The organism is Cuneatibacter caecimuris (assembly GCF_004216775.1).
Lineage (GTDB): Bacteria > Bacillota > Clostridia > Lachnospirales > Lachnospiraceae > Cuneatibacter > Cuneatibacter caecimuris.
On the sequence record NZ_SGXF01000004.1, the window covers coordinates 60,998 to 83,438 of the forward strand.

The 22,441-nt window shown below is 51.8% G+C and carries 23 protein-coding genes; 13 read left to right on the forward strand and 10 right to left on the reverse strand.

The genetic code is table 11. From position 1 onward, the window contains the following. Positions 1 to 40: 40 nt before the first annotated feature. Positions 41 to 1,375 carry an ABC transporter substrate-binding protein gene (locus tag EV209_RS10420; protein WP_130435405.1) on the reverse strand — a complete coding sequence of 445 codons (1,335 nt, stop codon included), beginning with the start codon at positions 1,373 to 1,375 and terminating at the stop codon, positions 41 to 43. Positions 1,376 to 1,595: 220 nt separating this feature from the next. Here EV209_RS10420 and EV209_RS10425 point away from each other — a divergent pair, with 220 nt between their 5' ends. Beyond that, positions 1,596 to 2,333, forward strand: coding sequence for a response regulator transcription factor (locus tag EV209_RS10425; protein ID WP_130435406.1), 738 nt, complete (start codon positions 1,596 to 1,598; stop codon positions 2,331 to 2,333). 94 nt (positions 2,334 to 2,427) lie between these two features. Then, positions 2,428 to 4,152, forward strand: coding sequence for a sensor histidine kinase (locus EV209_RS10430; protein WP_165388899.1), 1,725 nt, complete (start codon positions 2,428 to 2,430; stop codon positions 4,150 to 4,152). Positions 4,153 to 4,455: 303 nt separating this feature from the next. Here the strand turns inward: EV209_RS10430 and atpC are convergent, their stop codons facing one another. The 9 genes from atpC to trmB all read right to left on the reverse strand — a co-directional run bounded on the left by atpC (position 4,456) and on the right by trmB (position 11,403). After that, positions 4,456 to 4,872, reverse strand: a complete 417-nt coding sequence (atpC, locus tag EV209_RS10435) for an ATP synthase F1 subunit epsilon (RefSeq protein ID WP_130435408.1) — start codon at positions 4,870 to 4,872, stop codon at positions 4,456 to 4,458. 19 nt (positions 4,873 to 4,891) lie between these two features. Continuing rightward, complete coding sequence (gene atpD / locus EV209_RS10440; RefSeq protein WP_130435621.1) at positions 4,892 to 6,286, reverse strand: F0F1 ATP synthase subunit beta; 1,395 nt, start codon at positions 6,284 to 6,286, stop codon at positions 4,892 to 4,894. Between the two features lie 39 nt (positions 6,287 to 6,325). Beyond that, positions 6,326 to 7,213: an ATP synthase F1 subunit gamma gene (gene atpG / locus EV209_RS10445; RefSeq protein ID WP_130435409.1), complete on the reverse strand. Its 888-nt coding sequence runs from the start codon at positions 7,211 to 7,213 to the stop codon at positions 6,326 to 6,328. Between the two features lie 21 nt (positions 7,214 to 7,234). Beyond that, on the reverse strand, positions 7,235 to 8,737 hold the full coding sequence (gene atpA, locus EV209_RS10450) for a F0F1 ATP synthase subunit alpha (protein WP_130435410.1): 1,503 nt from the start codon (positions 8,735 to 8,737) through the stop codon (positions 7,235 to 7,237). A 4-nt stretch (positions 8,738 to 8,741) separates the two neighbouring features. Then, the gene (gene atpH / locus EV209_RS10455) at positions 8,742 to 9,245 is read right to left on the reverse strand and encodes an ATP synthase F1 subunit delta (RefSeq protein WP_130435411.1); all 504 of its coding nucleotides are present in this window, start codon (positions 9,243 to 9,245) and stop codon (positions 8,742 to 8,744) included. Next, positions 9,242 to 9,727: a F0F1 ATP synthase subunit B gene (atpF, locus tag EV209_RS10460; RefSeq protein ID WP_130435412.1), complete on the reverse strand. Its 486-nt coding sequence runs from the start codon at positions 9,725 to 9,727 to the stop codon at positions 9,242 to 9,244. The genes atpH and atpF overlap by 4 nt, the downstream gene beginning before the upstream one ends. A 34-nt stretch (positions 9,728 to 9,761) precedes the next feature. Continuing rightward, positions 9,762 to 9,983: an ATP synthase F0 subunit C gene (atpE, locus tag EV209_RS10465; RefSeq protein WP_130435413.1), complete on the reverse strand. Its 222-nt coding sequence runs from the start codon at positions 9,981 to 9,983 to the stop codon at positions 9,762 to 9,764. Positions 9,984 to 10,032: 49 nt separating this feature from the next. After that, the gene (locus EV209_RS10470; protein WP_207220608.1) at positions 10,033 to 10,695 is read right to left on the reverse strand and encodes a F0F1 ATP synthase subunit A; all 663 of its coding nucleotides are present in this window, start codon (positions 10,693 to 10,695) and stop codon (positions 10,033 to 10,035) included. A gap of 63 nt (positions 10,696 to 10,758) precedes the next feature. Further along, positions 10,759 to 11,403, reverse strand: coding sequence for a tRNA (guanosine(46)-N7)-methyltransferase TrmB (gene trmB / locus EV209_RS10475; RefSeq protein ID WP_130435415.1), 645 nt, complete (start codon positions 11,401 to 11,403; stop codon positions 10,759 to 10,761). A 168-nt stretch (positions 11,404 to 11,571) separates the two neighbouring features. Here trmB and EV209_RS10480 point away from each other — a divergent pair, with 168 nt between their 5' ends. The 11 genes from EV209_RS10480 to EV209_RS10530 are packed head-to-tail and all read left to right on the forward strand — an operon-like array spanning position 11,572 to position 22,431. Then, positions 11,572 to 11,883, forward strand: a complete 312-nt coding sequence (locus tag EV209_RS10480) for a hypothetical protein (protein WP_130435416.1) — start codon at positions 11,572 to 11,574, stop codon at positions 11,881 to 11,883. Positions 11,884 to 11,887: 4 nt separating this feature from the next. Further along, positions 11,888 to 12,928, forward strand: a complete 1,041-nt coding sequence (locus EV209_RS10485; protein WP_130435417.1) for a V0D/AC39 family V-type ATPase subunit — start codon at positions 11,888 to 11,890, stop codon at positions 12,926 to 12,928. 30 nt (positions 12,929 to 12,958) lie between these two features. Continuing rightward, on the forward strand, positions 12,959 to 14,920 hold the full coding sequence (locus EV209_RS10490; protein WP_130435418.1) for a V-type ATP synthase subunit I: 1,962 nt from the start codon (positions 12,959 to 12,961) through the stop codon (positions 14,918 to 14,920). Beyond that, positions 14,917 to 15,357 (forward strand): ATP synthase subunit C, encoded by a 441-nt coding sequence (locus tag EV209_RS10495; protein ID WP_130435419.1) that lies wholly within the window; start codon positions 14,917 to 14,919, stop codon positions 15,355 to 15,357. The genes EV209_RS10490 and EV209_RS10495 overlap by 4 nt, the downstream gene beginning before the upstream one ends. A gap of 18 nt (positions 15,358 to 15,375) precedes the next feature. Beyond that, positions 15,376 to 15,684, forward strand: coding sequence for a V-type ATP synthase subunit F (locus EV209_RS10500; protein WP_130435420.1), 309 nt, complete (start codon positions 15,376 to 15,378; stop codon positions 15,682 to 15,684). A 17-nt stretch (positions 15,685 to 15,701) separates the two neighbouring features. Continuing rightward, on the forward strand, positions 15,702 to 16,298 hold the full coding sequence (locus tag EV209_RS10505; RefSeq protein WP_130435421.1) for a V-type ATP synthase subunit E: 597 nt from the start codon (positions 15,702 to 15,704) through the stop codon (positions 16,296 to 16,298). Next, complete coding sequence (locus EV209_RS10510) at positions 16,288 to 18,057, forward strand: V-type ATP synthase subunit A (RefSeq protein WP_130435422.1); 1,770 nt, start codon at positions 16,288 to 16,290, stop codon at positions 18,055 to 18,057. Before EV209_RS10505 ends, EV209_RS10510 begins: the two co-directional genes overlap by 11 nt. A 12-nt stretch (positions 18,058 to 18,069) precedes the next feature. Then, positions 18,070 to 19,467, forward strand: a complete 1,398-nt coding sequence (locus EV209_RS10515; protein WP_130435423.1) for a V-type ATP synthase subunit B — start codon at positions 18,070 to 18,072, stop codon at positions 19,465 to 19,467. Positions 19,468 to 19,496: 29 nt separating this feature from the next. Then, positions 19,497 to 20,114 carry a V-type ATP synthase subunit D gene (locus EV209_RS10520; RefSeq protein ID WP_130435424.1) on the forward strand — a complete coding sequence of 206 codons (618 nt, stop codon included), beginning with the start codon at positions 19,497 to 19,499 and terminating at the stop codon, positions 20,112 to 20,114. Between the two features lie 4 nt (positions 20,115 to 20,118). After that, the gene (locus tag EV209_RS10525; RefSeq protein WP_130435425.1) at positions 20,119 to 21,507 is read left to right on the forward strand and encodes a D-alanyl-D-alanine carboxypeptidase family protein; all 1,389 of its coding nucleotides are present in this window, start codon (positions 20,119 to 20,121) and stop codon (positions 21,505 to 21,507) included. Positions 21,508 to 21,528: 21 nt separating this feature from the next. Further along, positions 21,529 to 22,431 carry a ribokinase gene (locus EV209_RS10530; RefSeq protein WP_130435426.1) on the forward strand — a complete coding sequence of 301 codons (903 nt, stop codon included), beginning with the start codon at positions 21,529 to 21,531 and terminating at the stop codon, positions 22,429 to 22,431. The last annotated feature ends 10 nt before the right edge of the window (positions 22,432 to 22,441 follow it).

Sequence of the window (22,441 nt, forward strand, 5' to 3'; positions counted from 1 at the left end):
GGCCTGCATTCCGGGCCGGGCGCGGCACTCTTGGTTTTTCTTACTGCTGATAGCTTTCTTTAAGTTCCGCAACCTTTTTGGTCATCAGTTTGATGAATTCATCGGCTGCTGTCTCCGGTGTCAGTTCTCCGTAATACAATGCGTTCAGCACATCATTTTCAATGGTCTCGATCTCTGTGTTCGTGCTGATTACATTCTGGCCCTGGCCGCCTTTATGGTCCTCACACCATTTGAGCACCTCCTTCAGGCCGTCGTCCAGCAACCCTTCCTCTGATACGATGTCCAGGGCGCTGCCAGTTGCCGGCACAGAACGCGTCATGCCGGAAATCCGCTGAGCCTCCGGATCATTGAAGAAGTAATTCACAAAGTCCAGCGCTTCCTCCAGATGCGGGCTTTTGGCGTTAACCGCAATCATATTGGTGGGGCGCATGACAATACCAGTGTTGGCTGCTTCGCTGTCACCCATCGGAACCAGGCTGACCAGGTCCCCTTCTTTCAATGAAGCTTTCATCGGATCATATTCCGAAGAAAAATGAGGCGCAAAAACAATCTTATTGTTGAGCCACAGAGGGTTTTCCACTGTGGATTTGATCCCTACCACATCGTCATAAGGCTGTGTCACGCCATTTTCATACAGCTCCATCACATATTCATAGGTCTGGATCAGGCTGTCACGGTCAAAGCCCAGCGAATAATCATCCTCCACCAGCTTCTTGCCAGTGAGATTGAACAGGTACGGCTCAAAAATATAACGGTTTATGGCATTGGAGTAAAACAAATAGGCATTTTCATCCTGTTCGTGAACGCGCTTCCCTTCCTCCAGCACCCGCTCCCAGGTGAACTGCTTGGTCAGATCTACACCATATTGATCAGCTGCCGCTTTGTTTGCAAAGGATACGGTAAAATTAATGCCGCTGGGGATTCCAATCAGACGGCCGTCTGTGGATGTAACGCCGTCCAGCAACGCCTGGGAAATATCGCTGAGATCCACTGCATCCGTTTTAGTGAAATCCACAAAATCATCTGTCTTCCACAACGCTTCCAAATATGCGTAGTCGATTTGAATAATATCCGGCGCTGTGTTTGCCGCCAGCTGTGTGGTCAGTTTCTCCAGGTAACCATCAAAACCGCCATACTCGCCGGCTATTGTAACACCAGGATGTTTTGTTTCATAATGATCAATTACCTGCAGCGTCTTTTCGTGTCTGTCATCGCCGCCCCACCAGGAAAAGCGCAGGTTTACCTCACTCTTTCCCCCTGAAGTATTCTCTGTGTTTTCGCCCTCTGCCGCAGGCTTCTGCCCGCTGCCTCCACAGGCCGTGAGAGACAGTGCCAGAGAGGCCGCCAGAATCACTGCCATCATTTTTCTTTTCATCCTTTTCCTCCTTCATGTCTTTTTCGGATTTGTATTTTGAGAGTAGTATACATGATCCTTCTGCATTGCGCCCCCCGCCGGTTTTACTCTTTTTTTCCTTTATTTTACAAAAGTGTCTTTTTTATACTATAGTGTTATTTCTTTACATCTGAATTACATTTTTATTTAGGCTGTAGTATAATATACTGGATTTCTGAATGTTTACAAAGGAGGGCCTGATATGTATTCTCTGATTCTTGCAGAAGATGACTTCCACATCCGCACCGGGTTAGCGGATTTTTTTCCCTGGGAATCATTGGGCTTTCATTTAGCCGGAAGTTTTCAGGACGGTGCGGAAGCGCTGGCCTTTTTTCAGGCCCACCCTGTGGATGTAGTCCTCACTGATATCAAAATGCCTGCTGTGGACGGCCTGACTCTTGCCAGAGAAATACGCAGGCTCTCTCCTGCTGCAACCATCATCTTTATCAGCGCCTACCGCAACTTTGAATATGCCAGACAGGCCATGGAACTGGGCGTCAAACGCTACCTGATCAAGTCTGCCAAATATGATGAAATGATGAGCTTTTTCCAAATGCTCCGCAAAGAGCTGGATCAAGAGCTGCTTACTTGTAACCCTGCCACTGGAGCGATACTTACAAAGACAGAAAATCCAGTGATCCGGAAAGTATTACAGCAGATAAATGATCACATTGATAAAGCCTCTCTGCAGTATATTGCTGACAGTGTCTCAATGAATCCTGTCTACTTAAGCCGCTATTTCAAAGAACAGACTGGCGTCAACTTCTCTGAATATTTATTGAAAAAACGTATGGAGCTGGCCGGCTACTATTTATCAAAAACCACGCTTTCGATTACAGAAATAAGCGAAAAGGTAGGATACAGCAATGATAAGAATTTTTCGAAAGCCTTTAAGAAGTATTTTTCTATTCCGCCGTCACAGTACAGAAGGCAGTCCTGAGAACAGTGCCGCAGGCCGTCTCTTTCACAGGCAGCTGAAACGCTCCGCCCACCGGCGTTTTTTCTGGCAGAACCTTTTCGGCAGGCTTTGTTCCATGCTGATTCCTGTCTTCGGGCTGGCCGTTTTAATCGCCATGATCTTCGTGCCCATCCTGGCCAATGAATACACGAAAAACAGCCGGAATCTCCTGTATCAGTACCGCACAAAGCTGGAAACGCTTTTCAATGAAATTAATTACATGAACATTGAATTGTCCATGAATACAGAACTCTTCAGCCTGCTCAAACGGGTTTCTGTCAATGCGGACTCCAATTCCGAAATCAATCAGGCCAAGACCCAGTCCAACCGATATCTGATTCCTCTGATTGCCAGCCGCAGTTACATTGATTCCATGTATATCTATATTGATAATGAAAACGGCCGGTTTTTCTCTATTCCCCAGGGGCTGGTCAACCTGTCCTCCTACCCGGATTACACCTGGTATCATTCCTATCAGCGCAAACGTTCCAGTCAGGTATCTTTGTGGAGCGATACGAGAAGCTACCGCAGATATTCTTTTGAAGAGCTGACCGATGTAATGACCATCTACCAGAAGCTCTACTACCAAAACGGTGTCTCAATCATCAATATTAATCTGAGTTATCTGCGCCAGGAGCTGGATGCCCTTCAGCTGCCCAAGGACCAGCACATTCTGATCCTGAACCAGGACGGCAGCCTTCTGTTGAAAAACTCTTCCAGTGAGATATCAGACGAGCTGCTGGATGCTCTGCATAGTGCAGACGCCTCTCAGACAACGCTCCGGATTCAAAAGGAAACCTACCAGATTACCAGAGAATATTCTGCTCTGGGCGGCCTGCAGTGTATCTCTGTAATTCCGCTGGGCGCTATCTACTCCTCTGTCTATCAGGTTTTTCTGAACCTCCTGCTGATGATTCTGGTGATCGCTTTGATCTCCATTTTACTGGCGCTGCACAGCAGCAAGAAATTCTACCGCAATATCATGCAGGTCGTTGATATTCTCACCAGTGAATCCACAGAATCCGGGACTGCGGCTTCGGGCGGCAGCGTGACCGAGAACACAGATTTGTATCATCTGATCACTCAGAATATCCTCCGTCTCCATCTGCAGCAAAACCAGCTGAAAATGGACATCATTGAAAACCAGTACAAGCAAAAAAACCTGGAGCTGAAAGCGCTCCAGGCCCAGATGAGTCCCCATTTTCTTATTAATACACTGAAATCGATTTTTTGGATGAGCTACAAGATTACTGCTTCTAAAAACATAGTCTGTGAGATGGTAGAAAATATGACGGACATCCTCAGCTATTCCCTGACTTCAAAAGATACTCTGGTCCCTCTGTCAGAAGAAATCTGCCATACCAAAAGCTATATTGACATCCAGCGTGTCAGGTACCAATACGGCTTTACCGTAACCTGGGAGTATGAAGAAACAGTGACGGCTCTGCCCTCCATTAAATTTCTTTTGCAGCCCATAGTAGAAAATGCAATAATACATGGTTTTCATGGCGCTTCTTCCGGACAGCGCATCAAAATCCGCATTCAGCGGGAAGGGACTGTGATCATCATCCGCGTCCTTGACAATGGGGGCGGCATCCCCGCTCCCAGGCTGGCTGAAATCCAGGATGCGCTGAGACAGCTGGAAGGAAGCGACCAGCATATCGGGATTTTTAACTGTAACCGGCGCCTGCACCTGATCTTCGGCCAATCCGCCGGACTCTCCATACACAGCCGGGAAGGGCTGGGAACTGTGGTGAAGATACAGTTCCCTTTCAGTCCCCGACCTTTTCCGGACTCCTGATAGGCCATGTTTCTATTTATCCAGTTAGAATGGAGGTGATGTCTATGAAGCATTTCGATTTTAAGGATCTAATGTCCTTTGGAATGTTTATCTTAGCGTTGCTGACATTCATTTATTTGATATGTCGCTAGCTTAACATAGAAAAACCACCCTTATACTTTGACCGGTAGCAGGGTGGAATTTCTACTTTACTATTGAGGACAACCCACCTTGTGGGCGATTGCTCCCTTTTCTGTCTATAATATAACATTTTTTTGCTTTAAATTCAAGGCTTATTTTTTGTATGTTTATTATTAAGACTTTTCAAACCCTGGGCCTGAACTTGCTGGCCTCCTTCAGGCGGGCCATAGCCCTGGCCAGGGAAGCCTGGGAAATATGGTATTCCTCCAGGCTCTGTTTCTGTCTCAGCTGCTCCTGGGCCCTCTCCTTGGCTTCTTCTGCCCGCCGCACGTCGATTTCTTCCGGCCTTTCCGCCGACAGCACCAGCATGGTCACGCGGTTGTGGGAGACCTGGGCGAATCCCCGGCTGACGACGGCGTGAAGCCATTCCCCGTCCGGTTTCTGAAGGCGCAGTTCTCCGATTTCCACCGCAATCACCATATCCTCATGGTGGGCCATAATTCCTTTTTCCCCGTCTATGGCCGGAATCACCAGCATCTGACAGGGGCCATCATAAAATACACGGTTTGTCGCCACCACTTTTAATGTAAATGTGTCCATCCCGCTGCCTCACTTTCCGTCACTGCTGGCCTTTTTTCGCTTTTTCTATCACGTCCTCCAAAGTGCCCACATTGAAAAACGCCCACTCAGGATATTCGTCCATTTCCCCGTTAATGATCGCCTGAAATCCTCTCACGGTTTCTTTCAGCGGCACATACCTGCCGGGAACCCCTGTAAAGTTTTCCGCCACAAAAAATGGCTGGGACAGGAAACGCTGGATTTTTCTGGCCCGGGATACTGTCTTTTGGTCCTCCTCGGACAGCTCTTCCATGCCGAGAATCGCGATGATATCCTGCAGCTCTTTGTACTTCTGCAGGACTTCCTGCACCCGCCTGGCCACATCATAATGTTCTTCTCCCACCACATCCGCTTCCAGAATCCTGGAATTGGACTCCAATGGGTCAACCGCCGGATAAATACCCTGCTCCACAATTTTTCTGGACAGCACTGTGGTGGCGTCCAGATGGGCGAAGGTGGTAGCCGGGGCAGGGTCCGTCAGGTCATCCGCCGGCACATATACTGCCTGTACAGAGGTGACAGAACCATTTTTTGTGGAAGTAATCCGCTCCTGCAGTTCGCCCACCTCTGTGGCAAGCGTCGGCTGATATCCCACCGCAGAAGGCATCCTGCCCAGCAGCGCGGATACCTCTGAACCGGCCTGGACATATCTGAAAATATTATCAATAAAAAGCAGCACATCCTGGTTTTCTTTATCCCTGAAATACTCCGCCATGGTCAGGCCGGTCTCCGCCACGCGCATGCGCGCTCCCGGCGGCTCGTTCATCTGCCCGAACACCAGGGCCGTTTTCTCCAGCACACCGGAGGCCTTCATCTCTGTCCACAGATCATTTCCCTCTCTGGAACGCTCTCCCACTCCGGTAAAAATAGAGTATCCGCCGTGCTCTGTGGCCACATTATGGATCAGCTCCTGGATCAGCACTGTCTTTCCCACACCGGCTCCGCCAAACAGGCCCACTTTTCCGCCCTTTGCGTAAGGGGCCAGCAGGTCAATGACTTTGATCCCGGTTTCCAGGATCTCCACCACCGGGCTCTGCTCCTCAAATGTGGGCGGCTCCCGGTGGATCACCCAATGTTCTTCCGACTCCAGGCCCTCCCCTCCGTCGATGGCCTCTCCCAGCACATTGAACAGCCGGCCCAGGGTCTTTTTCCCCACGGGAACCTGGATGCCCGCGCCGGTGGCCGTCACTTCCATATCCCGGTGCAGGCCCTCGCTGGCCTGCAGCATGATACAGCGCACCACGTGGTTCCCGGTATGCTGCGCCACCTCCATAACGCAGCGTTTGCCCTGATTATCCACTTCCAGGGCGTCTTTGATTTCCGGAAGCTCTGAATCCTCCGGAAATTCCACATCAATTACAGGCCCCATGACCTGCACAATTTTTCCTTTTAACATTCTATCAGCTCCCACCATAGTGAGGAAACCTCCTCTCTGTCAATGCCTGCGCTTCTTCTGCGCCTTTGCGCCGCTGACCACTTCTGTAATTTCCTGGGTGATCGCCGCCTGCCTGGCCCGGTTATAGGCCACAGAAAGTTCACGCAGCATATCATTGGCGCTGTTTGTCGCTCCTTCCATTGCCATCATTCTGGAATTTTGCTCGCTGCAGTAAGATTCTACCAGCGCGCCGAATAAAAAACCGAATACATAGTTGGGGACGATATAATCCATTACAACTTCCCCGGAAGGGGAGAACGCTGTTTCTTCCAGCGGCACGCCTGCCGGCAGCTTCCCGGTAAAGGCCGCTTTTTTCAGCGGCAGCAGCTGCTGGATTTCAGTCTCGGCCTGGACCGCATTTTCCATCTTTGTGTAAATCACGTAGACTTCATCCAGTTCCCCGCTTTCAAACAGTTCCAGCATTTTTTCTCCAATTACCCTGGCTCTGTGAATGGTGGGATTCTGCGCGGTGTAGTGAAACTGGATATCTACTTCCACATTTTTCCTGGCAAAATAATGACGTCCGATTTCTCCCACCACATACAGCCTCACACCGCCCCGCGCGGCCCGTTCCTCCGCCAGCTTCATGACATTATGGTTATAAGCGCCGGCCATGCCTTTATCCGCCGTAATCACCACATACCCCCGCTTTCGCAAATCTTGCGGAATCTCCTGACGTTCGTCAAAATACCGGTGTTCCAGCTCAGGGATATGGCGGAGAATCCTGGCGATATTAGCCTGCAGCGTATAGAAATAAGGCTCTGTATCCGCCAGGATCTTTCTGGCTTTTTTCATTTTAGAGGAGGAAATCATATACATGGCATTGGTTATTTTCCGGGTATCCCGGATGCTCTTCATCCTGCTTTGAATTTCCCTGGTATTAGCCATAAAACCTCCTGACTTCGCGTCTTACCTGCTCTTGAATTCCTGAGAGAGCGACGCAATTTTGTCTGACAGCTCATCACTGAGCACTTTTTTCTCTTCTATCTCTCTGCCAACTTCCGGATGCTCTCTGTCAAACCAGTCCAAAAGCCTGCCCTGGAAATCCTTGATTTTTGATTTCTCTACGCCCAACATCACCTTATGAGTGGCGGCGCAGAGCGTGATTACCTGATGGCTCAGGCTCATGGGCCTGCACAGCGGCTGTTTTAAAAGCTCCATCAGCCCCTGTCCGTATTCCAGCTGTTCCTTAGTGCCTTCATCCAGATCTGAACTGAACTGCGTGAATATCTCCATTTCCCGGTACTGGGCCAGGTCTATCCTGATGCTGCCCGCAGCCTTTTTCATCGCTTTTGTCTGTGCCGCGCCGCCCACGCGGGATACGGACAATCCCACATTAACAGCCGGGCGCATGCCTGAGAAAAACAAATCGCTTTCCAGAAAAATCTGCCCGTCTGTAATGGAAATCACGTTGGTAGGGATATAGGCGGATACGTCGCCTGCCTGTGTTTCTATAATCGGCAGGGCCGTAATGGAACCGCCCCCTTTTTCCCCGCTCAGACGGCTGGAACGTTCCAGCAGCCTGGAATGCAGATAAAACACGTCTCCGGGATATGCTTCCCGGCCAGGGGAACGTTCCAGCAGCAGAGACAGGGCGCGGTACGCCACCGCATGCTTGCTCAGGTCGTCATAGACGATCAGCACATCTTTTCCCTGATACATAAAATATTCTGCAAGGGCCGTGCCCGCATAGGGGGCCACATACTGCAGGGGCGCGGGATCGCTGGCCACAGCAGACAGCACGATGGAATATTCCATAGCGCCATGTTTTTTCAGCGTGGAGACGATACGCGCCACAGTGGAGGCTTTCTGTCCTACCGCCACGTAAATGCAGATCACATTCTTCCCCTTCTGGTTCAGGATTGCGTCCACGGCAATGGATGTTTTACCGGTCTGGCGGTCCCCGATAATCAGTTCCCTCTGACCGCGGCCGATAGGAAACATAGCGTCAATCGCCAGGATTCCGGTTTCCAGAGGAACGCTGACAGATTTCCTGTCCACAATCCCGGGCGCATCTTCTTCTATCGCCCGGTACCCTTCCGCCGGAATCTCTCCCATGCCGTCTATGGGCGCGCCCAGCGCGTCAATGATTCTCCCTAAATAGGCAGGTCCCACCGGAATGCCCGCCCGCTTGCCGGTCCTGGTCACCCGGGTCCCTTCATGGATTCCGGTATCCCGGCCCAGCAGGATACAGCCGATCTCATTCTGCCGGATGTCCTGCACCATTCCCTTCACGCCGTTTTCATATATTACGATTTCCCCGTACATAGCGTGGTCAATGCCATATACAGTAGTAATTCCGTCCCCGATCCAGATCACTGTGCCCACTTCCTGGGTCTGTCTGTGTACCTCAAAATCCTCTATCTCACTTTTCAAAATTGATATAATCTCATCTGAACTGATCGCGCTCACCCAATCACCTCCAGGTCAATTTTTGTCTCAGCCGATCCAGACGCCCCTTCAGGCTCCAGTCATATTCCTGATCCCCCGTCCGCAGCACGAATCCTCCGATCAGCTCCGGTTTATATATCAGGGCCAGCTCGATTTCCCGCGCTCCGGTTTCTCTGCACAGGAACTCTTTCATTTTTTGCTGCTGCCCCGGATCAGGCTCCGTCACATAATACAGATCCGCCGCAGCCCTCTTCTCATGGCTCATGCAGCAGGCGCGGTACGCTTTGCTGATATCGTATATTTCCTCCATCTGATGATGGGCGCACAGCACCTTCAAAAAGCTGCGCACATTCTCAGAAAATATCCGGTCAATGATTCTGCGCTTCTTCCCCTGAGGAATCACAGGGCTTAAAAGCGCTTCCATCAGCTGCGGATTTTTCCGCAGGCAGGAAGCCGCGCCCTCCACCTCTTCCAGCAAAACCCCGGCGCCGTACAGGGCCTTTGCATAATTCACCGCTGTCTGCGTCATTTTCCATCACCTGTTTCTGTGATAAACTGGTCGAAAAGCGCCTGGTCTAATTCCGCTCCGGCCTTCCCTGCCGTGACTTTTTCCGCCGCGTCCATGGCCAGAGAAGCGATCTGCGCCTTCATTTCCCGCAGGGCCTGTTCCCGTTCCGCCTCCACGGATTTCCGTGCATTTTCTATGATCTGACCGGCCTGAACACCGGCGTCCTTCAGAATCTGTTCGTATTCCGCCCTGGCGTCTATCCTGGCCCTGGCTACAATTTCATCAGATTCCAGCCTGGAAGCCGCAAGACTCTGTTCATACTGCTGCTTCATTTCCTGCGCCTGATTTTTCTGCGCCGCAGCGTCCTCCAGGGAAGATGCAATCAGCGCTTTCCGCTTTTCCATGATCCCTGTCACCGGCCCGATCAGAAATTTCTTCAGAAGCAGATAAAGAACAATCAGGTTAATGATGGTGAATACCAGGTCCCAACCTAATTTCAGCATCCTTCCCACCTGCCTTTCTTGAAAATTGTTCTTCTCACTTCAGGAAAAGAATAATCAGAAGTCCAATAACAAAACCATAAATAGCAGTTGCTTCGGCCAGCGCGCATCCCAGCAGAAGAGATTTGCTGATTTTGCTCTCCGCCTCAGGCTGCCTTGCGATCGCCTCCACTGCTTTCCCTGTGGCATGGCCGATCCCGATACCTGCTCCAATACCTGTTAAAACTGCTACTGCTGCTCCAATTGCGATCATAGTCATAGCTGTAATCTCCTTTTCTTTGAATTGGTCCATTCATTTTCAGCCGTTCTTACTCCACAGCTTCCTTGACAAACAGGGAGGTCAGGAATACGAACACATAGGCCTGGATCAGGCCGTCGAAAATGTCGAAATAAAAACTGAACGGCACCGGAACAAACACCGGGACGATCAGTTTGATCAGTTCCATCACCACAAACGCGCCCAACACATTGCCGAACAGACGCATACACAGCGACAGAGGCCGGATAAAAATCTCCAGCACATTGATAGGGGCAAGCAGCGGCATCGGCTCCGCAAAGCTTTTCACCCATTTTTTGGGACCTTTCTGCCGGATGCCGGCGTACTCGATCAGTATGATGCTCATAATTGCCAGCGCCGCTGTCACATTCAGGTCCTTGGTAGGGGACTTGAAGCCCAGCAGGCCGATCAGGTTTGCCACGCCGATATACAGCGCCACCGTGATCAGATAAGGAATATAGCGTTTTCCATGCTCCCCCAGGATGTCTTCAAAGAAATCCGACAGCCATCCAATAAAAGATTCCAGCAATAGCTGTACCTTTCCCGGATTTTCCACTTTCAGATTCCTCACAAGAAGGATTGACAGAAGCACCAGCCCGGCCATGATAATCCATGTTACCACCGTGGATTCCGCCACCGGTATCCCCCCGAACAGGGGAATAGTGAACACCGTATCACAGTTCAGCTCTTCCATCAGTTTTTCAGCAAGTTCCTCCGTACATCTCACTCCCTTTCTGCATGATCTATCTATATCAGATTAACGCTTCCGGTATGCGATCAGCTTACAGATCGCCTTCCCTTCTGCCGAAAAGCGGGCCTCGTATTCTGTCATCACATTGCCTTCATTCAGCAGGCCGTCGTGGTGCAGATCCCTGGTAGACGCTTTCAGTATCCACCCGGCTTCTTCCACCGAAGCCAGAGAAAAGTCAAACAGCTCCTGATTGTCCGTTTTAAATTCCACCAGTCCGTGTTTTTTCAGGATCCGGTCATACCTTTGAAAAAACTGCGGGGACGTAAGCCGCCGTTTGGCATGGCGGTCCTTTGGCCATGGGTCAGAGAAATTCAAATAGATGCGGTCCACCTCTTCCGGGGCGAAAATCTCAGGCAGAGCTTCTGCATCCAGCCTCAGATAATACAGATTATGCAGCTCCCCCTCTTCCCGACGCTGCAGAGCGCGCAGAAGGACAGAAGAATATTTTTCTATCCCGATATAATTGATGTCCGGATTTCCTTCCGCAAGGGATGTGATAAACCTGCCCTTTCCCATCCCTACCTCTATCTGAATAGGGTTGCTGTTCCCAAACAGCTCTGCCCAGCGCCCTTTCCACTGTTCCGGCGCATCAATTACATAAGGGCTTTCTAACATCGCTTCCCTGGCCCCTCGGATATTTCTTAACCGCATATTGCTCTCCTTTTCTGGTTTGCCTCTATCATACAAGCCTTTTTTTAAAAATGAAATATAAAATATCCAGATAATTTTAGGATTTTTCTTCGTTTTATAGTGAAAAATTTATGAAAGAGGTGTATGATAATAAAAGCATAAAAGTAAAAATAGCACAAGGAGGGTGTCATGGATCAGGTTTTGGAACGCATTGAGCAGATCAATTCCACAGCTGCCGGGATCATGGAAGAAACTGCCCGGAAAAAGGCAGAGATGGATGCGGATATGGACAGGCGCACCCGGGATTTTGACAGGAAACTTCACCAGGACACAGAATTACGCCTGGAAACCCTGCGCAGGCAGCTGCAGGGAAAGCTGGAGGAAGAGCTGTCCGGACTGCGGGCCGATACAGCTTCTGAGCTGAGCGCATTGGAAGAAACCTACCGCGCCAGGCATGGGGCAATCGCCCTCCGCCTGGTGGATGAGATGACCAGGGAGTGACATTATGGGTAATATGATGACCTACAGCGGCATTGCCACAAAGGTGCGCGCCATGAGCAGCCGGCTGTTGTCTGATGAGGACTACAGGCTCATGTGCAGGCTGGCTTCGGTTTCCGAAGCAGTCCAGTGGCTGGGGCAGCTTCCCGCATATGCGGATATTTTCTCCCGCTTGGGCGGGCAGACGCTGCACAGAGGAGAGATTGAACGGCTGCTGCAGAAATCCCTCTACGCCGATTTTAACCGGCTCTATCTTTTTTCAGCGCCGGAACCAAGGCAGTTTCTCAAGCTGTATTTTCCCCACTTTGAGATAAAGCTGCTGAAACAGTGCCTGCGCAGCGTCTTTGACAGCGGACAGTTCTCTGTGGACCTCAGCGGGTCCTATGAATTTTTTGCAAAATATTCTTCTCTGGACCTGGCTGCCCTTTCCGCCTGCCATACCCTGGAAGAATTGACGGAAGCGCTGCACGGCACCAGATACCAGCCTTTATTCCGGCGGCTTCTGCCTATCCCGCATCCTACGCTTTTTGATTACGAAATGGCGCTGGATCTGAGGTACTTTTCCAATATATGGAGGATGAAAAACCGTATTTTTGACGGGGAGGACCGCAAACTGATTACAGAGGCTTTTGGTTCCAGGCTGGATCTGCTGAACCTGCAGTGGATCTACCGCGCCAAAAAATACTTTCAGCTGGAAAACGAAGAAATTTACCCGCTGCTGATTCCCGTTCACTACAGGATATCTGACAGCACGTTTCAGGCTATGGTGGAAGCAGAAACTGAGGAGGCTTTCCTTCAGCTGGCTGCCGGCACCGGCTATGCAAAAGCTTTTCAGGAGGAAAAAGGCAGACCGCTTAATCTTGAAGAGCTTTACAGAAACCTGCTGCGCCGGATTTACCGGTCTCAGAGCCGCAGGATGCCTTACTCAGCTGCCTGCCTGAATACCTATTTGTTTTTAAAAGAAGAAGAACTTCACGATATTGTCACCGTGGTGGAGGGAATCCGATACCAGCTGCCTGCAGCGGAGATATATGAATTTATCCGGTAAACAGCGGCAGCATAAAGGAGGTGCTTAGTTTTGATTGTTAAAATGAAATTTCTCACCATCACCGGTCCCAAAGACGACCTGGACAGAATGATGGATGAGTATTTGTCACGATATGAAATCCACCTGGAAAACGCCCTGTCCGAACTGAAAACGGTCAGAGACCTGCAGCCTTTTAACGAAGCAAACCCCTACCGGGAGCTGCTGGCGCAGGCTAAGTCCATGGTAGAATTGCTGGACGGCAGCCTGGACCGGCCCGAGGGCAGCATCTCCATGGAGGAAGCGGTAGAACTGATTAAGCAGCTGAACTGGCAGCTGGAAGAAAAAAATTCCCACCGCAGCGATGTCACCGCGAAACTAGGCGAAGTGCGCGAAAAGCAGAAAAAGCTGGAACCTTTCCGTTCCCTCAGCTTTGATACCTCCAGGCTGCAGGGCTTCCGTTTTGTAAAGCACCGCTATGGAAGCATTGCGAAAACCTATTTCCGGGAATTTGAAAAATACGTCTATGACGATCTAGAGACTGTTTTTTTTAAATGCAAAGAAGATTCAGAAACAGTTTGGGGAATCTATTTTGTCCCTGCCTCCGAAGCGGACAGAGTGGACGCCATCTACGCCTCCATGCACTTTGAACGTATTCACCTCTCCGGAGACCTGCAGGGTTCCCCCGATGAATACTGGTCCCGGCTGGATGAGCAGGAGAAGGAGCTGGCCGCTCAGGAAACAGCCATTTCCAGATCCATTGCCGGGGAATTGAAGAACCGCCGGAAAGAGCTGCTGCTGGCTGTAGAAAAGCTGGAAAAGCTGTCTGAAAATTTTGAGGTGCGCAGGCTGGCTGCCTGCACCCGGGAACATCACGAGATGTTCTACATCCTCTGCGGCTGGATGTCAGAGAAAGACGCGGCGGCTTTTAAAGAAGAGACAGAATCAGATGAAAATGTTTACTGTGTCACTGAGGATGTGGACCGGAGCGTGGATTCCCCGCCTCCCACCAAGCTGAAAAATTCCAGGCTGGTACGGCCCTTTGAAATGTTCACCAGAATGTATGGTCTGCCCGCCTATAATGAGCTGGACCCCACGCTGTTTATCGCCCTCACTTATGCGCTGATCTTCGGGGCCATGTTCGGCGACGCGGGCCAGGGCCTGCTGCTGGCCGTGGGCGGCTTTCTGCTGTACCGTTTCAAGAAGCTGCAGCTGGCTGCTATTGTGGGCTATGCGGGAATCTTCTCTACTATATTCGGTTTCCTCTACGGCAGTCTGTTCGGGTTTGAAGATATTCTGCCTGCCCTCTGGCTGCGCCCCGCCAGTTCAGAGGCTATGGTAAACCTGCCTTTTGTAGGAAAAATGAACACCATTTTTGTGGTCACCATTGTGTTCGGCATGGCCTTAAACCTGCTGGTCATGGTTTTCCACATCATCAACAGCCTGAAGGCGAAGGAAACGGGCGACACCTGGTTTGACCACAACGGTTTTGCGGGCCTGGTCTTCTATGGAGCCGCCGTCACAGTCATCATCCTGTTCATGACAGGCCACAGCCTGCCCGGAGGCATTGTACTGGCCCTGATGTTCGGCGTGCCCCTTCTCCTGATCGCCCTGAAAGAGCCCCTGACCAACAGGCTTCTTAAGAAAAAGGCTGAGACGAAAAACAGCGCTGTGATGTTTGTGGTGCAGACTTTTTTTGAATTGTTTGAAGTGCTGCTCAGTTATTTTTCCAACACCCTTTCCTTCATCCGGATCGGCGCATTTGCAGTGAGCCATGCCGCGATGATGGAGGTGGTTATGATGCTTTCCGGCGCGGAATCCGGCTCGCCCAACTGGATTGTGGTGGTGTTCGGCAACCTGTTGGTATGCGCCATGGAAGGCCTGATCGTGGGCATCCAGGTCCTGCGTCTGGAATACTATGAACTGTTCAGCCGTTTTTACAAAGGAACAGGACGGGATTTCAAATCTTATACCCACCCCCGTTCCAAACACTTATCCAAGGAGGAATTATCATGAACCTGATCGTAAAAATTCTGTTGTTTGCCGCGCTGATCCTCAGCATTGTAATTCCATTCGCCTGTTTTCTGGCCGGAGAGCGCACCAAACGCCGCTACCGGAAAACTGTCAGTGTCAACGCGGCCCTGTTCTTCGGCACTCTGGCTGTGGCAGCCATCACCGGTCTGGCCACTGCCGATCCTGTATCCGCGGCTGAAACTGCCGCGGCCGGAAGCGCCGGGCTCTCCACCGGCCTGGGATACATCGGAGCAGCTCTGGCCGTAGGCCTGTCCGGTATCGGCGGCGGCATCGCTGTCGCCAGTTCCGCCAGCGCGGCTCTGGGAGCGATCAGCGAAGATTCTTCTATCCTGGGCAAGTCCCTGATCTTCGTAGGCCTGGCCGAAGGTGTTGCCCTTTACGGCCTGATCATCGCATTCATGATCCTTGGCCGCCTGTAAGGCAGAACAGGAGCGGGCATGAAATTATTTCTGATCAGCGATAATATCGACACCTATACCGGCATGCGGCTGGCAGGCGTGGAAGGCGTGGTCGTGCATGAGCGGCAGGAGCTTCTGGACGCCCTGGACGCGGTTTTCGCGGACAAAGAAATCGGCATCCTGCTGCTGACAGAGAAATTTTCCAGGGATTTTCCGGAGGATATCAACCAGCTGAAGCTGGACCGCAGGCTTCCGTTAATTGTAGAAATCCCTGACCGGCACGGTACAGGCCGCAAACCGAATTTTATTACAGATTATGTCAACGAGGCCATTGGGCTGAAATTATAGAAAGACAGGTGAATGCCTTGACCACTGAAGAAAAGCTGCTGCATTTCCAGGAAACCGCCCTGACGGACGCCCGCAGGCAGAGTTCCAGAACCCTGAAAGACTATCAGGACGCGCTGGAAAAGGTATTTGCAGAGCATAAAGAAGAGAGCCGCCAGAAGGCTTCTCTGAAAATCCAGACCGAAACCGACCGGCTGAACCGGGAAAGCAACAAGCAGCTCTCTCTGCAGCGGCTGGAAATCCGGAAAACTGTCAGCAAAAAGCAGAAAGAGCTGGCGGATAAATTATTTGTGGAAGTGAAAAACAGGCTGGAAGAGTTTATGAATTCTTCCGAATATGAAGAACTTCTGGCGCGGCAGATCAGAGCCGCCCAGGAATTTTCCAGGGGGGCGGATTTTGTGGTCTATCTGGACCCGGCAGACGCCAGGCTGCAGAACACCTTATCCGCTGCCACAGGCTGCAATCTGAAAATCAGCGCCTATTCTTTCATGGGGGGAACCCGGGCAGTAATCCCCTCCCGAAAGGTTTTGATCGATAATTCGTTCCAGACAAAGCTGTCCCAGGCGCGGGAGAATTTCATCCTGGAACCGGAAGGAGGGGACAGCGATGGAAAATAAAACCGGCGTCATCCATGGCATCAACGGCCCCGTGGTCTACCTGAAGGGGGACACGGGATTTAAAATGTCCGAAATGGTGTATGTAGGAAAGGAAAAGCTGGTGGGGGAAGTCATCGGGCTGACTGCCGATACCACCACAATCCAGGTCTTTGAAGAAACCGCAGGGCTGCGCCCGGGCGAAGCGGTGACAGCCACCGGAGATGCCATATCTGTGCTGCTGGCCCCGGGAATCCTGCACAATATTTTTGACGGCATCGAACGCCCGCTGAAAGCCATTGCCGAAAAATCCGGCGCATATATTGACAGAGGCGTGAGCGTAGATTCATTGGACCGTCAGAAGAGATGGCGGACCCATATCACCGTGAAACCCGGCCAGGAGGTATCCGCCGGAACAATTATCGCGGAAGTACCGGAGACGCCTTCCATTGTCCACCGGGTGATGATCCCGCCGCAGATGGAGGGCCGGGTGCTTTCCGCAGTCCCTGACGGCGATTACACCATTGAACAGCCTCTGTTAACCCTGCAGCTGCCGGACGGATCGGAACAGCAGGTTCCCATGCTGCAGAAATGGCCCATCCGGGTGCCAAGGCCCATCGCCAGACGTTTTCCGGCTTCTCAACCCCTTCTCACCGGCCAGCGTATTCTGGACACCCTGTTCCCCATTGCGAAAGGCGGGACCGCGGCAGTGCCCGGGGGCTTCGGCACCGGCAAAACCATGACCCAACATCAGATCGCAAAATGGTCCGACGCAGATATCATCATCTATATCGGCTGCGGCGAGCGGGGCAATGAAATGACCCAGGTTCTGGAGGATTTCTCCAGGCTGGCCGACCCCAAAACAGGGAACCTGCTGATGGACAGGACTGCGCTCATTGCCAATACCTCCAACATGCCGGTGGCCGCCAGAGAAGCCAGCATCTATACAGGCGTGACCCTGGCGGAATATTACAGGGATATGGGCTACCATGTGGCCATCATGGCGGACTCCACTTCCCGCTGGGCGGAGGCCCTCCGGGAACTGTCCGGGCGCCTGGAAGAAATGCCCGCGGAAGAAGGTTTCCCGGCCTACCTGGCCTCCCGGCTCTGCGCTTTTTACGAGCGGGCGGGAATGGTGCAGAATCTGAATGGTTCCGAAGGTTCCGTTTCCATTATCGGTGCGGTCTCCCCCCAGGGCGGGGATTTCTCCGAACCGGTTACCCAGAATACCAAGCGCTTCGTCCGCTGCTTCTGGGCTCTGGATAAAGCGCTGGCTTACGCCAGGCATTTTCCCGCCATCCAGTGGCTGAATTCCTACAGTGAATACCTGACTGACCTGGCCCCCTGGTACGCGGAGCATGTGGGCAGTGATTTTGTCCACTTCAGGAATGAAATCATGGCTCTTCTGAACCAGGAAAGCAAACTCATGGAGATCGTCAAGCTGATCGGCTCTGACGTGCTGCCTGACGATCAGAAGCTGGTGCTGGAGATCACCCGGGTCATCCGGCTGGGTTTCCTGCAGCAGAACGCCTTTCACCAGGACGACACCTGCGTGCCCATGGAAAAGCAGCTGAAAATGATGGAGATTATTCTTTACCTGTACCGCAGATGCCGGGCTCTGGTCACCATGGGAATGCCTGTCTCCATTTTAAAAGAAGACAACATTTTTGAAAAGATTATTTCTATTAAGTATGACGTGCCCAATGACAAGCTGCAGCTGTTCGATGAGTACAAAAAACAAATTGATAAATTCTACGAACAGGTAATGGCCCGCAACGCATAAGGAGGAAGCTGAATGTCAATTGAATATTTAGGTTTAAGTAAAGTTAACGGCCCTCTGATTGTGCTGGACGGTGTTCAGGACGCCGCTTTTGATGAAATCGTGGAAATTATTGTGGACGGAACCACTAAAAAGCTGGGGCGCATTGTGGAAATCTATGAGAACCGCGCGGTCATCCAGGTTTTTCAAAACACGGACAGCATTTCACTGCATAATACGCATACACGGCTCACGGGCCATCCTATGGAAGTGGCTCTGTCCCCGGAAATGCTGGGGCGCACCTTTAATGGCATCGGACAGCCCGTTGACGATCTGGGGCCGATCCATGCAAAAGTCACAAGGGATATCAACGGCAAGCCTTTAAATCCCGTAGCCAGGGAATATCCCAGAAACTATATCCGCACCGGGATTTCAGCCATCGACGGGCTGACCACCCTGATCCGGGGGCAGAAGCTTCCTATTTTTTCGGGAAACGGCCTGCCCCACGACCAGTTAGCCGCACAAATTGTGCGGCAAGCCTCCCTGGGAGAAAATTCTGATGAAAAATTTGCCATTGTATTTGCAGCAATGGGCGTGAAATATGACGTGGCGGAGTTCTTCCGCCGCACCTTTGAGGAAAGCGGCGTCAGCGACCATGTGGCGATGTTCCTGAACCTGGCCAACGATCCAGTGGTGGAGAGGCTGATCACCCCCAAAATGGCCCTGACCGCGGCGGAATACCTGGCCTTTGAGTGCAATATGCATATCCTGGTAATCCTCACGGACATGACCTCTTACTGTGAGGCCATGCGGGAGGTTTCCTCTGCCAAGGGCGAAATCCCCTCCCGGAAAGGTTACCCCGGCTATCTTTACAGCGAACTGGCAACGATTTATGAACGGGCCGGAATCCTCCAGGGGGTAAACGGCTCTGTGACCCAGATCCCTATCCTCACTATGCCAGGGGATGACATCACCCACCCCATTCCGGACCTCACCGGATATATTACAGAAGGCCAGATTGTGCTGGACCGGGCCCTCCACGGCCAGTCCATATACCCTCCCATCAATGTGCTGCCCTCCCTTTCCCGCCTGATGAAAGACGGCATCGGAGAAGGCTACACCAGAGTGGATCACCAGGATTTAGCAAACCAGCTGTTTTCCTGCTATGCCAAGGTGGGGGACGCCAGGGCACTGGCTTCTGTCATTGGAGAAGATGAGCTTTCCTCTCTGGATAAAAAATATCTGGAGTTTGGAAGAGAATTTGAAAGCCGGTTTATCGGACAGGACGTATACGAGAACCGCACGATAGAAGAGACGCTGGATCTGGGCTGGGAGCTTTTAGGCATGCTGCCAAGAGAAGAACTGGACCGGGTGGATACAAAGCTGTTAGACGAGTTTTACAGGCCGGCGGGCGAACAGTCTCAGCAAAGCTGACCGCATGAGCCCTGAAAGGAGGCTGAATTGTGGACCCCAATACATTTCCCACAAAAGGAAATCTGATCCTTGCAAAAAATTCTCTGGCGCTGGCCCGGCAGGGCTATGAATTGATGGATAAAAAACGGAACATCCTGATCCGGGAGCTGATGGATCTGATCGGCCAGGCCAGGGACATCCAGTCCGAGATCGACCGCACTTTTACCCAGGCCTACGCGGCGCTGCAGCGGGCCAATATCCAGCTGGGAATCAGCTATGTGGCGGAAATTGCGGCTGCCGTTCCGGTGGAGCGCTCCGTCCGCATCAAGACCAGAAGCATTATGGGAACGGAAATCCCTCTGGTAGAATATCAAAAAGACTCCAACCTGCCCACCTATGCGTTTTACAGCACCAGAGAATCCCTGGATGCCGCACGGCTGGGGTTTGAGCGGGTGAAGGAGCTGACCATCCGGTTGTCCATGATCGAGAACAGCGCCTACCGGCTGGCCGCCAGCATCAAAAAAACCCAGAAACGGGCTAACGCCCTGCAGAATATCACCATCCCGTCCTACCAGTCTCTGGCGTCCAATATCCAGAACGCGCTGGAAGAAAAAGAGCGGGAGGATTTCACACGCCTGAAGGTCATCAAACGAATGAAAGGTTCCTGATACAATGTATAAATACCTGACCAAACTCTCTGTCTGCCTGCTGGCCTGCGTCATGCTGCTGGGCTTTGCCGCCCTGCCCGCCCGGGCAGCTGTCAGAGAAGATGTGGATTCCATCCTGGAATCATTTCCAGAGGATCAATGGCCCGCCCAGCCTGAACTGAACAGCCAGGCCGCCGTCATTATGGAAGTGAATACCGGCGTCATGCTTTATGCAAAAAACGCCACGGCATCCAGTTTTCCTGCCAGCACTACGAAAATTATGACCGGGCTGCTGGCCGTGGAAAACTGTTCTATGAACGATATTGTCACGATTTCCCAGAAAGCAATCTCCAGCCTGACCCCCGGCAGCAGCCATATCGGACTTAAGGCAGGGGAACAGCTGACTGTCCAGCAATGTATGTATGGGCTTCTTCTGCCTTCCGCCAATGAAGTGGCCTATGCTCTGGCAGAACAGGTATCGGGAAACGTGAAAGAGTTCGCGTCCCTGATGAACGCCAGGGCTGCGGAGCTGGGCTGCGTTAACACCCATTTTACCAATCCCAGCGGGCTTCACGATCCCCAGCACTATACCTGCGCCTATGACCTGGCAAAAATCTTTTCTGCCTGCGCCCAGAACTCTGCTTTTATGGCAGTGGATTCTACCCCTACTTATGTGCTGCCCGCCACAAATCTGACCGGAGAAGTCAGGCCAATGGCTACCACGCATCTGATGCTGCGCAAGGGCTCTCCCTATTACAGCCAGTATGTACTGGGAGGTAAAACCGGCTCCACGCCCGAGGCCGGACGCTGTCTCGTCACCTATGCCAAGAAAGATTCTCTGGAAATTATCGTAGTCACTCTGCATGGGGAAGATTCCATGCAATATGCTGATACACAGAAACTTTTGGATTACGCTTTTTCACATTTTTCCTGTGTCCGCCCATCTGACGCGGGAGCCGCAGGAAAAACCCAGGCCGTAAGCCCTCTGGCTTCCCAGACCGGCGAACTGGCTTCTTTTCATATGGATGGTTCCTCACTGGTGGTACTGCCTGATACGCTTCAATTTTCCGACCTGAAAGCAGAAGCCTCTTACCAGCAGCAGGAAAACGGGACCGCTGGAACACTGACCTACACCTATCAGGGTTATCCCCTGGGAAAAGCAGTGCTGATGGCCTCCGCCCATGAAGAAGGCGAATTGATTTACAAAAAAAACACCCAGACTCAGTATCACCCGGCTGAAGAAGCGCTGGAACAGGGTTCCAGGCTGATTGTCCTCAGACTCTGGCTCCTGATTCTGGGCGCTGTGGTTCTGATTCTTATGGGCCTGGGCATATACCTGCTGGCCAGGTTCTTTTCTCCCAGAAACAGGAATGACCGGAAGCGGCGGCAGAAAAGAGGGCGGCTGCGTTATTAAATTTCAGAAAGGCAGTTATGGATGAAGATTCTGAATTTTGGTTCACTCAATATTGATTATGTTTACCGGGTAGATCACTTTGTGCGCAAAGGGGAAACCATTTCTTCCCGTTCTCTCCAGGTTTTCAGCGGCGGCAAGGGACTCAACCAATCCATCGCTCTGGGGCGGGCGGGCGTCCCGGTATTTCATGCCGGCTGTATCGGGGAAGACGGGCGCTTTCTCCTGGAGCAGCTGAAAGAGGCGGGAGCGGAACCCCGTTATGTATCTGTCCTCTCTGATATGCGCACAGGCAACGCAATCATACAGAATGATTCTTCCGGGGATAACTGTATTATTTTGTACGGAGGGGCCAACCGGGCTGTGGGAAAACAGCAGATTGACCTGGTTTTGAAGGATTTTTCAAAGGGCGACTGGCTTTTGCTGCAAAATGAAACCAGCTGTCTGAATGAGCTGATTGAAGCGGGGCATGAAAAGGGAATGGTCATTGTCCTGAATCCTTCCCCCATGGACGAGGTCATCAGAACTGTAAACCTGCAGCATGTGGACTGGTTCCTGCTCAATGAAATCGAGGCAGCCCAGCTCACCGGGCTGCCGGAAAATCAATGCGGCAAAGAACTGCTGATCCAGGCGCTGCAGCAGGAATTCCCCTCCTCTAAAATTCTGCTGACCCTTGGGGAAGAAGGCTCCTGCTGCGCGGCAGACGGACAGGTTCTGAACCAGCCTGCTTATCCTGTAAAAGCAGTGGATACCACAGCCGCCGGGGATACCTTTACCGGTTACTTTCTTTCTGAAGTTTTACGGGGCGGCTCTGTGAAATACGCACTGGATATCGCCTCACAGGCAGCCGCCATCGCTGTTTCCCGCAGAGGGGCGGCGCCTTCTATTCCATGGCGGGATGAGATTCCAGGAATAAAACTAATTTAGCCCACTTCGA